This is a genomic window from Pseudomonas sp. FG35, assembly GCF_057809295.1.
In genome coordinates this window covers 339896-352548 of sequence record NZ_JBMDJR010000006.1, presented here as the reverse complement: position 1 = coordinate 352548, position 12653 = coordinate 339896, and the positions used below count along the sequence as shown (strand labels likewise).

9 protein-coding genes and 2 pseudogenes are annotated in these 12653 nt (G+C 60.2%); 7 read left to right on the top strand and 4 right to left on the bottom strand.

Annotation, left to right across the window (positions count from 1 at the left end):
• A pseudogene (locus ACODTD_RS14985) lies at nucleotides 1-1026 on the bottom strand (cache domain-containing protein); the annotation flags it as partial.
• 339 nt (nucleotides 1027-1365) lie between these two features.
• Between ACODTD_RS14985 and ACODTD_RS14980 the strand changes: the two are divergent.
• On the top strand, nucleotides 1366-1584 hold the full coding sequence (locus ACODTD_RS14980; RefSeq protein WP_201817153.1) for a hypothetical protein: 219 nt from the start codon (nucleotides 1366-1368) through the stop codon (nucleotides 1582-1584).
• A gap of 92 nt (nucleotides 1585-1676) precedes the next feature.
• Here ACODTD_RS14980 and ACODTD_RS14975 read toward each other — a convergent pair whose 3' ends face one another.
• Nucleotides 1677-1979, bottom strand: a complete 303-nt coding sequence (locus ACODTD_RS14975) for a cell division protein ZapA (protein WP_285357183.1) — start codon at nucleotides 1977-1979, stop codon at nucleotides 1677-1679.
• Entirely contained in the window at nucleotides 1976-2206 is a 231-nt protein-coding gene (locus ACODTD_RS14970; protein ID WP_011332114.1) for a hypothetical protein, read from the bottom strand. The genes ACODTD_RS14975 and ACODTD_RS14970 overlap by 4 nt, the downstream gene beginning before the upstream one ends.
• A gap of 252 nt (nucleotides 2207-2458) precedes the next feature.
• Here ACODTD_RS14970 and ACODTD_RS14965 point away from each other — a divergent pair.
• The 6 genes and pseudogenes from ACODTD_RS14965 to trxC all read left to right on the top strand — a co-directional run.
• Nucleotides 2459-3208: pseudogene (locus ACODTD_RS14965) on the top strand (MCP four helix bundle domain-containing protein); the annotation flags it as partial.
• Nucleotides 3209-3238: 30 nt separating this feature from the next.
• Complete coding sequence (locus ACODTD_RS14960) at nucleotides 3239-4111, top strand: methyl-accepting chemotaxis protein (protein ID WP_371850982.1); 873 nt, start codon at nucleotides 3239-3241, stop codon at nucleotides 4109-4111.
• Between the two features lie 341 nt (nucleotides 4112-4452).
• The gene (locus ACODTD_RS14955; protein ID WP_011332112.1) at nucleotides 4453-6195 is read left to right on the top strand and encodes a potassium/proton antiporter; all 1743 of its coding nucleotides are present in this window, start codon (nucleotides 4453-4455) and stop codon (nucleotides 6193-6195) included.
• A gap of 34 nt (nucleotides 6196-6229) precedes the next feature.
• Entirely contained in the window at nucleotides 6230-9583 is a 3354-nt protein-coding gene (mscK, locus tag ACODTD_RS14950; RefSeq protein ID WP_064592959.1) for a mechanosensitive channel MscK, read from the top strand.
• Between the two features lie 48 nt (nucleotides 9584-9631).
• Nucleotides 9632-11095: a protein adenylyltransferase SelO gene (selO, locus tag ACODTD_RS14945; RefSeq protein ID WP_285357190.1), complete on the top strand. Its 1464-nt coding sequence runs from the start codon at nucleotides 9632-9634 to the stop codon at nucleotides 11093-11095.
• Nucleotides 11096-11176: 81 nt separating this feature from the next.
• Nucleotides 11177-11611, top strand: coding sequence for a thioredoxin TrxC (trxC, locus tag ACODTD_RS14940; protein WP_011332109.1), 435 nt, complete (start codon nucleotides 11177-11179; stop codon nucleotides 11609-11611).
• Nucleotides 11612-11618: 7 nt separating this feature from the next.
• Here the strand turns inward: trxC and ACODTD_RS14935 are convergent, their stop codons facing one another.
• Nucleotides 11619-12389 carry a ParA family protein gene (locus ACODTD_RS14935; protein ID WP_064382864.1) on the bottom strand — a complete coding sequence of 257 codons (771 nt, stop codon included), beginning with the start codon at nucleotides 12387-12389 and terminating at the stop codon, nucleotides 11619-11621.
• Nucleotides 12390-12653 lie beyond the last annotated feature (264 nt).

Genomic DNA, 12653 nt, shown 5'->3' with positions numbered 1-12653 from the left:
ACGGTTGAAGCCCCGGGCGAGGTCGCCCAGTTCATCGGCGCGGCTGGAATCTAACCGATGAGTCAAATCTCCACCACCGCTACCGATTGCTACCAATGCAGCTGTTACCTGACGAATCGGTCGCACCAAGCCCTGGGCCAGCCAGATCACCAGCGCCAGGCAAACCAGCGCCACCACCAGGCCGATGCCGCTGCTCATCCACATCGCCCGGCGGGCTTCGGCGTAGATCTGCGACCGTGGCACTTCGGCCACCAGGGTCCAGCCGAGATCGCGCAAAGGCAGGCTGAAGGCGAGGAAATCTTCGCCGTCGCGCTGAAAGCTGCTGTTGGCGGCGACTTTATGGCCCATGACCGCTTGTGCTGCCGAGACGCCGATCTGCTCGCTCAAGGTGCGCTTGCCGCTGAACTGTGCCTCGGGATGGACCTGGATAAGACCGTCGGAACGCACGAGATAGACCTTCCCGCGCTCGCCGAAGCTGAAGTTGTGAATCAGCTCCGACAGCTCTTTCATGCTCAGCCCGAGCCCCGCGACACCGACCACTTTGCCGGCCTGCTCCACCTTCAAATCGATGAACAGCGCCAGCTCTCCGGTGGCCCCGTCGTTGTCGATGTTCAAGGTTCGCGGCTGATTGCTGTCGAGGAAGGAGTAGAACCACGCATCGGCCGGTTTGTCGCGACTGAGGGTGCGATCCAGGCCTTTTTCGGTGATGTAGTGATTGGATTCGGTGCCGATGATCAAAGCAGTAAAAGCCTTGTGTTCGGCGCGGATGCCTTCCAGATACTGCGCGAAACCCGCGGTTTTGGCGGAGTCCTCACCATTGGCCAGCCAGTCGCGGACCATGGTGTTGCTGGCGATATCCTTGGCGGCGGTGAGGGGTTGAACGAGGATTCGTTCGATGTCGTTGCGCGTCGCTTCGATGCTCGACGGCAGCGCCTGTTCGACCAGATAGCTCTGGGCGAGGCGGTTGACCACCAGGGTATAAATGCCAACCACGATCAGAATGCTGACCAGCAGGGCGGTGCCCATGCCGAGGATCAACTGCCATTGAATACTGCGACGCCAGAACTGCATGGAGCACCCCCAAAGAATAAGAGGCTGAAACACTGCAACAGCCGTGCCGATTGTATACATTCCGACTGACAATATCGCTTTAGTATTGTACTGATTCGCATATTTCATCGTGAGTACATTCGCTACCGCTAATTCGCAGAAACACTGTACATACAAACATCCTGTCAGATATGACAGGTTACAAATTCAAATGCCATTTTATAATTAAGTAACTTGAATCAGTGCACAACATCACTTTCAAGTTATCTCCTATTTTTAGACAGGCATAACTAAAAAAATTAAAGGAAATTCTTTATGAGCATTGAAGTAGTAATCAATAAAGCAATCAACAACTCAACAAATAGTTATGAGGAAGTTATTCTCCCCCCAAAAAAAGCCGAGCTATTCATGAATATAGGAGATGAAATGCTATTCTCGGATGGAACGAACCATCGCATCTATAGAAAAATGTATACTCAGGTGAATGATCAGTTCGATTTTAAAATCTCAGTCTGGACGGCGATTCTGCTTTAATAAGCCAGGAGTCCCTCAGGGGACTCCATTATTAACCTATACTAAAAACTTCAGAACTTAATAAATCATCCAGCCATTTAATCTATAACCAATTAATTTCTATCTATTGCTTTGGCAATAGTCTCGACCGTGGCGCTGACTTGCTCTTGGTAACGCTCGAGTTCCTGCTCGTGCTGCTTCTTCATTTCAATCTGCTGCGAGCACAGATTCATCGCCGCCAGCACCAGCAGGCGGTCGCCGATCAGGGTCGGGTATTTGCGCTTGGTGTCGGCCAGTGCGGCCTTGAGCATCAATGCGGCGTCCAGCAGGGTCTGTTCTTCCCCGGCTGGTGCCTTTATCGAATAGTCCTCCCCCAGGATGGAGATGACTTTTACCCCTGCTGTGCCGTGGTTCATGCGCTGACAGGACCTGCGTTGACGCGATCAACCAGCGCCTGGATGCGCGCGGCGGTGGCACCGTGCTTTTCTTCCTGTTCCATCAGGCTCAGTTGCAGGCTTTCGTTTTCATCCTTGGCCTGGGCCAGTTCCGTGGACAGGGTCTGGTTGGTTTCCGACAGGGCCTGGTTCTGTTGCACCAGATCACTGACGAGCTGTTCCAATTGGCTGAGGGATGCTTCCAACATTTTGATCTTCCAGGGCTTTTTCAAAGGGCGCGTACGATAAAGAAAAGTCGTCGTTGACGCCAGGGTTAAACCGGCGCAAGGCCTTGATTTTCCTGGCGGCTCGACCGTTCTTGCGAGTGTTAGAGACTGTGATCTGCCGATCTGGTTCCTGCACTTCGTCGCTTGCGTGCGGATGCGACAAATACGCACACCACCTCAAGACTTTAGTCGTATGACCGATAAGTCACTCAACAGCAGTCTCAGCCCGCACGGATGCGGCCCTTCCCTGGTATCCGCACCATGTCCCTTCGCAACATGAATATCGCCCCCCGGGCGTTCGCCGGTTTCGCCCTGATCGGCGGCCTGATGCTGATTCTCGGCGTGTTCGCCCTGAATCAGATGAGCAAGATCCGCGCAGCGGGCGAAGATATCGCCACCGCCAGCGTGCCTTCGATCAAGGCTCTCGACGAATTCACCCAGTTGACCCTGCGCCTGCGCGTGCTGTCGTATCGGTTGCTGATCAACCGAGAGCCAGACGTCCAGCAAAAAACCATTGAGCTGTTCGATTTGCGCAACCGGCAGATCGCCGACGCGCAACGCGCCTACGAGCCGCTGATCGATGGCCCGCAGGAACGCGCGGCTTACGATCAGTACGTGCAGTTGCTGGCGCAGTACCGTCAACTCGAAGACCGCATGAAGACTCTGTCGCGCAACAATCAGGTCGACGAACTGCGGCAGATGCTCAACACCGATTTGCTCGCCAATTCCGAAGCGGTGAATACCGCTCTCGCGCGTTTGCTGGAGATCAACACCCAACAGATCGCCGAGACCAATCAGGGCGCCACGGATCAGTATTCGATGTCGTTCAATCTGGTGGTGACCCTGCTGGTGATCGCCACCGGTCTGACCTTCCTGTTCGCCTGGTTGCTGACCGTCAGCATCACCAAGCCGATCGCCAAGGCTCTGGATGCAGCGGAAACCATCGCCGAAGGCAATCTGACCCAACCGATCCAAGTGGACGGCACCGACGAAGCCGGGCGCCTGCTGGCGGCCATGGCCAAGATGCAGTCGAAGCTGCGCGACACCCTGCAGCGGATTTCCGGCTCGGCCACCCAACTGGCCTCTGCCGCCGAAGAGCTGAACAGCGTCACCGACGAAAGCGCCCGGGGTCTGACCCAGCAGAACAACGAAATCGAGCAGGCTGCCACCGCGGTCAACGAGATGACTAGCGCCGTGGAAGAAGTTGCGCGCAACGCCGTCAGCACCTCGGAAGCTTCGAAGAACGCCACCACCTCCGCTGGCGACGGCCGCGATCTGGTGCAGGAAACCGTCAGTGCTATCGAACGCATGAGCGCCGACGTGCAGAGCACCGCGACCCTGATCGGCGATCTGGCCAACGAATCCCGTGACATCGGCAAGGTGCTGGACGTGATCCGTGGCTTGGCCGACCAGACCAACCTGCTGGCGCTCAACGCTGCAATTGAGGCGGCCCGCGCCGGTGAAGCCGGTCGTGGATTTGCGGTGGTCGCCGACGAAGTTCGCGCCCTGGCGCACCGCACCCAGCAGTCGACCAGCGAAATCGAGCGCATGATTGGCAGCATCCAGAGCGGCACCGAACACGCCGTGGATTCGATGCGCAACAGCACCGAGCGCGCCGAATCGACCCTGAACATCGCCCGTGGTGCCGGCCTGTCGCTGGACACGATCAACACGGCCATCGTTGAAATCAACGAGCGCAACCTGGTGATCGCCAGCGCCGCCGAAGAGCAGGCGCAGGTGGCGCGGGAAGTGGATCGCAACCTGGTGAACATCCGCGATCTGTCGGTGCAATCGGCGACCGGGGCGAATCAGACCAGTGCGGCCAGTAATGAGCTGTCGCGCCTGGCGCTGGATCTGAACAATATGGTTGGGCGGTTTAGCCTGTAATTTTGAGATCAAGATCAAAAGCCCCCCTCACCCCAGCCCTCCCGAAACGTCGGACCGCCCCCAAGGGGGCGAGGGGGAAGGGAGCAGATCGGGGGGCTTTTCAGATCGTGAGTTCGACTCGCAATTGCAAGTCGGTGCAACTCGCATAAACGCCGCGATCAGTCCCCTCTCCCTCCGGGAGAGGGTTAGGGTGAGGGCAGCGGTCTGAAGCCAGGCACAACCGCTAATGACTCCGCCGCAAAAACCTTTTTGACAGCATCACATTTCAACAGGTTAGAATCGCTGGCACGCAGACTGCATGGTCAGTTTGTGCCCGTCTTTCCGCTTCTGGAGTACTGCCTTTGAATGCGACGACCATCAACAGCCTGTTCTTGATCGGCGCGTTGCTGGTAGGCGCAAGCATTCTTGTCAGCTCCCTTTCCTCCCGTCTCGGCATCCCGATTCTGGTGATCATCCTCGCGGTCGGCATGAGTGCCGGGGTCGATGGCGGCGGCATCATTTTCGATAACTACCCGACGGCCTATCTGGTCGGCAACCTCGCACTGGCAGTGATCCTGCTCGACGGTGGGTTACGCACCCGGGTGTCCAGTTTCCGCGTGGCCTTGTGGCCGGCCTTGTCGCTGGCCACGGTCGGCGTCCTTATCACCACCGGCCTCACCGGCATGGCGGCCGCGTGGCTGTTTGACCTCAACCTGATTCAAGGCCTGCTGATCGGCGCCATCGTCGGCTCCACGGACGCCGCCGCGGTGTTCTCGCTGCTCGGCGGCAAGGGCCTGAACGAGCGGGTGACCGCCAGCCTGGAAATCGAATCCGGCAGCAACGACCCGATGGCGGTGTTCCTCACCGTGACCCTGATCGACATGCTCGCCAGCGGCCAGACCGGCCTGCACTGGAGCCTGCTGACCCACCTGATCCGCGAATTCGGCATCGGTGGGGTGATCGGTCTGGGCGGTGGCTGGCTGATGCTGCAACTGGTCAACCGGATCAACCTGGCCACCGGTCTGTATCCGATTCTGGTGATCGCCGGCGGTCTTGTGGTGTTCGCCCTGACCAACGCCCTGCACGGCAGCGGCTTCCTTGCTGTGTACCTGTGCGGTCTGGTGATCGGCAACCGCCCGGTGCGCAGCCGTCACGGCATTCTGCACATGCTCGACGGCATGGCGTGGCTGGCGCAGATCGGCATGTTCCTGGTGCTGGGCCTGCTGGTCACCCCGCATGACTTGCTGCCGATCGCCCTGCCTGCGCTGGGTCTGGCGCTGTGGATGATTCTGTTCGCACGGCCGCTGTCGGTGCTGGTCGGGCTGCTGCCGTTCAAAGCCTTCCATGGCCGCGAAAAGGCGTTCATTTCCTGGGTCGGTCTGCGCGGCGCGGTGCCGATCATTCTGGCGGTGTTCCCGCTGATGGCCGGGCTGCCGAATGCGCAGCTGTACTTCAACCTCGCGTTCTTCATCGTGCTGGTGTCGCTGCTGGTGCAGGGCACGAGCCTGCCGTGGGTGGCCAAGCTGCTCAAGGTGACGGTACCGCCGGAGCCGGCGCCGATTTCCCGCGCCGCCCTCGAAGTACACGTCACCAGCGAGTGGGAACTGTTCGTCTACAAGCTCGGCGCGGAAAAATGGTGCATCGGTTCGCCCCTGCGCGAACTGAAAATGCCCGAAGGCACCCGTATCGCCGCCCTGTTTCGCGGTCAGCAACTGCTCCATCCGTCGGGTAGTACGGTGCTGGAAGTCGATGATTTGCTGTGTGTTATCGGCCATGAGCACAACCTGCCGGCCCTCGGAAAACTGTTCAGCCAGGCGCCGCAACGCGGCCTCGATCTGCGCTTCTTCGGCGACTTCGTACTCGAAGGAGATGCCCAGCTCAAAGCGGTTGCCGCCCTGTACGGCCTGCCCGCCGAAGGCATCGATCCGGACATGACCCTGGGCCACTTCATTGCCCAGAAAGTCGGCGGTGCACCGATCGTTGGCGACCAGGTGGAATGGAACAACACCCACTGGACGGTTGCGGTCATGGACGGGAACAAGATCGGCAAAGTGGGCGTCAGATTCCCCGAAGGAAGTCGCCCGGGCCCCGGGCTCTTCCTCTAAACTGCGTCCACTCTCACTTGCTTGACCGGTCTCTATGCCTACCCTGCGCTCCTTTTTCCTCGCGGCCCTGCTGGGCCTGAGTCTTTCCGTCGGCCCGCTGCAAGCCGCCGAACCACCGTCCAGCGACGCCGTGCAGGCCAGCCTGGACAAGCTCACCGACAGCAAACTGCCCGAGGCCGACAAGAAGGCCCTGCAGACGGTCCTGCAAAACACGCTGAACCAGCTCAACAACCGGCGTGACTACGAGCAGAAGCTGATCGACCTCAAGCAGCAACTGGCCACTGCGCCGAAGCAGACCATCGAGAATTCGCGCGAACTGACCCGTCTCAAGGCCAGCGCCGTGGTACCGGTAGCGCAGCGCTTCCCCAAGGAAAACATCCAGCAGCTGGAGCAGATGCTCACCGAACGCTCGACCCAGCAAAGCGATTTGCAAAAGGCCCTGGCCGACGCCAACAGCCTGATCATCACCGCCCAGACCCGCCCCGAGCGCGCCCAGGCCGAGATTTCCAGCAGCCAGACGCGCATCCAGCAGATCAACAACATCCTCAAGACCGGCAAGGACGCCGGCAAGACCGTCAGCGCCGAGCAGCGCGACCTGCTCAACGCCGAGCTGGCCGCTCTGAACGCGCTGATCCCGCTGCGCCGTCAGGAACTGGCCGGCAACAACCAATTGCAGGATCTGGGCAACAGTCAGCATGACCTGCTCTCGGAAAAGTCCGACCGTCTGGATCGCGAGATCCAGGAACTGCAAACCCTGATCAACCAGAAACGTCTGACCCTGTCGCAGGAAACCGTGACGCAGCAGTCGATCGAGGCCCAAAAGTCCGGCAGCAGCGCCCTGCTCGCCACGGAAAGCGCGGCCAACCTCAAGCTCTCCGACTACCTGCTCAAAAGCACCGACCGTCTCAACGAACTGACCCAGCAGAACCTGCAGACCAAGCAGCAACTGGACAGCGTGACCCAGAGCGATTCGGCCCTCGACGAGCAGATCAACGTGCTCAAGGGCAGCCTGCTGCTGTCGAAGATTCTCTACAAGCAGAAGCAAGCGCTGCCGCGCCTCAAGGTCGACCGCGATCTGGCGGACCAGATCGCCGACATTCGCCTGTATCAGTTCGAAATCAACCAACAGCGCGAACAGTTGAGCAATCCGGCGACTTACGTCGACAACCTGCTGTCCACCCAGCCACCGGAGCAAGTCACGCCACAACTGCGCAAGAGTCTGCTGGAGCTGGCCAACACCCGCGTTGATCTGTTGGAACGGTTGAGTCGCGAGCTGAGCGCGATGCTCAACGAGTCGATCACCCTGCAACTGAATCAGAAACAACTGCTGAGCACCGCGCAAAGCCTGCGCGCGACCCTTGACGAGCAGATGTTCTGGATTCCGAGCAACAAGCCGCTGGACACCGAATGGATGCGCGGCGTGCCGGAGCGTCTGAAGCGTCAGATCGACACTTTGCCGCTGGCCTCAAGCTTTAGCGAACTGACCGACGGCCTGACCCAGCGACCGCTGTTGTTCCTGCCGCTGGCACTGCTGATCGGCGCGCTGCTGTGGCGCCGCAAGCAACTGTATTCGCGCCTGAACAAGGTTCACCAGGACATCGGCCACTTCAAGCGTGACAGCCAGTGGCATACGCCACAGGCGATCCTGATCAATATTCTGCTGGCGATGCCAGTCGCGCTGGGCCTGGCCCTGTGCGGGCTGGCGTTGCAGATCGACGCCCGTGGGCAGAACGCCAACATGGGCGCGGCGCTGCTGCAAATGGCCCAAGCGTGGCTGGTGTTCTACACCGCTTACCGGATCCTCGCGCCGGGTGGCGTGGCCGAATTGCACTTCCGCTGGGAAAAACCGCAGGTCGAATTTCTGCAAGGCTGGGTGCGTCGCCTCGGCCTGGTGGTCATGGCCCTGGTGGCCGTGGTGGCGGTTGCCGAACTGCAACCGGCGGCGCTGGCCGACGATGTACTGGGTATGCCGGTGGTGCTGACCTGCTATGCGCTGATGGCGTGGCTGCTCAGCCGCCTGCTGATCAGCAGCCCGACCCACGAAAACGCCTCGCTGTTCCGCAAGGCTGTGGGCGTGATGTTCACCCTGCTGCCCATCGCGCTGTTCGTCGCCGTGTGCTTCGGCTACTACTACACCGCGCTGAAGCTCAGCGACCGCTTGATCAACACCCTGTACCTGCTGATGTTCTGGCTGGTGATCGAAGCGACTTTCGTCCGAGGTCTGGCGGTCGCGGCACGCCGTCTGGCCTACCAGCGCGCCCTGGCCAAACGTCAGGCCGCGAAAGAAGCCGGCGACGGCGAAGCGGTGATCGAAGAGCCAACCCTGGACATCGAGAAGGTCAACGAACAGTCCCTGCGCCTGATCCGCCTGGCGCTGCTCGGCGGTTTCATCGCCGCGCTGTACTGGGTCTGGGCCGACCTGATCACCGTGTTCTCGTACCTCGACAACATCACCCTCTACGAATACACCAGCGGCACCGGCGCCAACATGAGCATGGTGCCGATCAGCATCGGCGACATGCTCGGCGCGCTGATCATCATCGGCATCACCTTTGCGCTCGCCCGCAACTTGCCGGGCCTGCTTGAAGTGTTTGTGCTATCGAAACTCAATCTGGCCCAGGGCAGTGCCTACGCGACCACCACGCTACTGTCGTACGTGATCGCCGGGGTCGGTTTCGTCTCGACCCTGTCGACCCTCGGCGTGAGCTGGGACAAGTTGCAATGGCTGGTGGCGGCACTGTCGGTCGGCCTCGGCTTCGGCATGCAGGAGATCTTCGCGAACTTTATCTCCGGCATCATGATCCTGTTCGAGCGCCCGGTGCGGATCGGCGACACCATCACCATCGGCAACCTGTCGGGCACGGTGAGCAAGATCCGCATCCGCGCCACGACCATCACCGACTTCGACCGCAAGGACATCATTGTCCCGAACAAGACGTTCATCACCGGGCAACTGATCAACTGGTCGCTGACCGACACCATCACCCGGGTGACCCTGAAACTGGGCGTCGATTACGGTTCGGATCTGGATCTGGTCAAGGAATTGCTGCTCAAGGCCGCCCGGGAAAACCCGCGCGTGCTCAAGGAGCCCGAGCCGCATGTGTACTTCCTCAACTTCGGCGAAAGCACCCTCGACCACGAATTGCGCATGCATGTGCGTGATCTCGGCGACCGCAACCCGGTGCTCGATGAGGTCAACCGCTTCATCAACCGCGAGTTCAAGAAGCAGCACATCAACATCTCGTTCCGCCAGATGGAGGTTTACCTGAAGAACCTCCACGGTCAGGAATACAAGATGGTGCCGATCGAGCCGGAAACCAAAACCATCGTGCCGGTCAGCGATGACCAGAAACCGTTGCAGGAACCGCCGCCGGCCAAACTCGACTAACCCGGCTAATCCCAGCAGAATGCCCGGACATTCTGCTGGAGCCGGTCCTTGAAAGCCCTCGACGAACTGACCTTCGACAACCGCTTCGCCCGCCTGGGCGATGCGTTCTCGGCCCACGTGCTGCCCGAACCGATCGACAATCCGCGACTGGTGGTTGCCAGCCCGGCGGCCCTGGCGCTGCTGGATCTCGACCCGGCAGTGGCCGACACCCAGGAATTTGCCGAATTGTTCGGCGGCCACAAGCTATGGGCCGACGCCGAGCCGCGGGCGATGGTCTATTCCGGACATCAGTTCGGCGGCTACACCCCGCAACTAGGCGATGGGCGCGGATTGTTGCTGGGCGAGGTCTACAACGCCGCCGGCGAGCACTGGGACTTGCATCTGAAGGGCGCCGGGCAGACACCGTTCTCGCGCATGGGCGACGGTCGCGCGGTGCTGCGTTCGTCGATCCGCGAGTTTCTCGCTTCCGAAGCGCTGCATGCGCTGAACATCCCGTCTTCACGCGCCGCCTGCGTGATCGGCTCCGACACCCCGGTCTGGCGCGAGAAACAGGAACGCGCCGCGATGGTGCTGCGCCTGGCGCCGAGCCACATCCGTTTCGGCCACTTCGAATACTTCTATTACACCAAGCGCCCCGAACAGCAGAAGCTGCTCGGCGAACACGTGTTGGCGATGCACTACCCCGAGTGTTTGGAACAGCCGGAACCGTATCTGGCGATGTTCCGCGAAATCGTCGAGCGCAACGCCGAACTGATTGCCAAGTGGCAGGCGTACGGCTTCTGCCACGGGGTGATGAACACCGACAACATGTCGATCCTCGGCATCACCTTTGACTTCGGCCCGTTCGCCTTCCTCGACGATTTCGACGCGAACTTCATTTGCAACCACTCCGACGATCAGGGCCGCTACTCCTTCAGCAATCAGGTGCCGGTCGGCCAGTGGAACCTCAGCGCCCTGGCCCAGGCCCTCACGCCGTTCATCAGCGTCGAAGCCCTGCGCGAAACCCTAGGCCTGTACCTGCCACTGTTCCAGGCGCACTACCTCGACCTGATGCGCCGCCGCCTCGGCTTCACCACCGCCGAGGACGACGACCAGATGCTCCTGGAACAACTGCTGCAACTGATGCAGAACAGCGGCGTCGACTACACGCTGTTCTTCCGCCGACTGGGCGAAGAGTCAGCCGAGCAGGCCGTCGCTCGCCTGCGCGATGACTTCGTCGATATCAAGGGTTTCGATGCCTGGGGCGAGCGCTATGTCGCCCGTGTCGCACGCGACGGCGCGACCGATCAGGAACAGCGCCGTGCGCGCATGCATGCGGTGAATCCGCTGTACATCCTGCGCAATTACCTGGCGCAGAAGGCAATCGATGCTGCCGAGCAGGGTGACTATTCAGAAGTGCGCAGATTGCATGCGGTGCTGAGCAATCCATTCGAGGAACAGCCCGGAATGGAGAGTTACGCGGAACGTCCGCCGGAGTGGGGCAAGCATTTGGAGATCAGTTGTTCGTCGTAAGCGGGAACGACTGAACCTTGATAATCGATCCGTACGGCTCCAGATCAGTCGTACGATCCCGTTTTATTCACCGAGCCGATCATGACCGACCCACTCCTCATCCCCTGCCCCTCCTGCAACGGCCTCAACCGCATCCCCGCCGAGCGCCTCAACGACCACCCGAAGTGCGGGCGCTGCAAGTCCGAGGTGCTGTTGAACAAGCCGTTCGAACTCAAGCAAGGCGATTACGCCAGTCAGATCAAGGGCGATCTGCCGTTACTGGTGGACGTATGGGCGGACTGGTGTGGGCCGTGCAAGTCGTTTGCGCCGGTGTTCGAGCAGGCGGCTGCGCAGTTGGCAGGCAAGTGCCGGCTGGCCAAGCTGGACAGCGAGGCCAATCAGCAGTTGTCGGCGCAGTTGGGGATTCGTTCGATTCCGAGCCTGATTCTGTTGCGCAACGGCCGGGAAGTGGCCCGTCAGAGCGGGGCCTTCCCGTTGCCGCAGTTGATGGCCTGGCTGCGCAGCCAGGGCATCTGACGAGGCCTCAGGCGTCTTCGAGCAGGTTGTGCAGTTCGACGAACTGCTGCGTCAGCTTGTGCCGTGGATCGAGGTGGATCAGCGGCATGCTGGCCTGATGCGATTCGCGCATGCGCACTGAACTGGCGAGGTAGACCGGCAGCACCGGCAGGCCCTCGGCGATCAGTTCGTCGAGGATCTGCTGCGGCAGGCTGGCTCGGGCCTGGAACTGGTTGACCACAATGCCTTCAACTTCCAGGCCTTCGTTGTGGTCTTCCTTCAACTCGTCGATCTCGGCGATCAGACCGTACAGGGCCTGACGCGAGAAGCTGTCGCAGTCGAAGGGAATCAGTACCCGATCGGCGGCAATCAGGGCCGAGACCGCATAGAAATTCAGCGCCGGCGGCGTATCCAGATAGATCCGGTCGTAATCTTCCGACAACTCGTCGAGCAGCTTTCGCAGCTTGTTGATCTTGTGCTTGGCCTCAAGCTTGGGCTGCAGGTCAGCCAGCTCGGCGGTGGCGGTAATGATGTGGAGGTTGTCGAACGGCGTTTCGTAGATATCCGCCTGGTTCTTTTTCGAGAACGGCCCGGAAGACAGGGTCTGCTTGAAGAAATCGGCAATGCCCATCGGAATGTCATCACCCGTGAGCCCGGTCAGATACTGAGTGGAATTGGCCTGGGCATCAAGGTCGACCAACAGCGTGCGATAACCCTCGCTGGCGCTTACCGCCGCCAGATTGCAGGCAATGCTGGATTTGCCTACGCCACCTTTCTGATTGAACACCACGCGCCGCATGACAAAACCTCCGTGTATCAAAGAATGACCGAGTGTAGTGGTGCCCGGTGCCGATTCGCTACCTCGATGGACGCGGACTACAAAGTCAGGCGCCAATCTCCCAATGAATACGGCGCAAAGACACCCGTTGATCGCCGATTCGCCTGACAGACAGACACCCGGCAATCTGGATAATGGCCAAGTGACAGCTCATGCCGCGTACCATTCGGTTCATTTCGTCGTTCAAAATGTAACCAGCATTTGCTACACACTCGTCGCACCGGG

Coding starts and splice junctions, on each gene's coding strand:
- ACODTD_RS14980 (WP_201817153.1), top strand. CDS start 1,366: ATGAGCATTGAAGTAGTAATCAATAAAGCAATCAACAACTCAACAAAT.
- ACODTD_RS14975 (WP_285357183.1), bottom strand. CDS start 1,979: ATGAACCACGGCACAGCAGGGGTAAAAGTCATCTCCATCCTGGGGGAG.
- ACODTD_RS14970 (WP_011332114.1), bottom strand. CDS start 2,206: ATGTTGGAAGCATCCCTCAGCCAATTGGAACAGCTCGTCAGTGATCTG.
- ACODTD_RS14960 (WP_371850982.1), top strand. CDS start 3,239: ATGGCCAAGATGCAGTCGAAGCTGCGCGACACCCTGCAGCGGATTTCC.
- mscK (WP_064592959.1), top strand. CDS start 6,230: ATGCCTACCCTGCGCTCCTTTTTCCTCGCGGCCCTGCTGGGCCTGAGT.
- trxC (WP_011332109.1), top strand. CDS start 11,177: ATGACCGACCCACTCCTCATCCCCTGCCCCTCCTGCAACGGCCTCAAC.
- ACODTD_RS14935 (WP_064382864.1), bottom strand. CDS start 12,389: ATGCGGCGCGTGGTGTTCAATCAGAAAGGTGGCGTAGGCAAATCCAGC.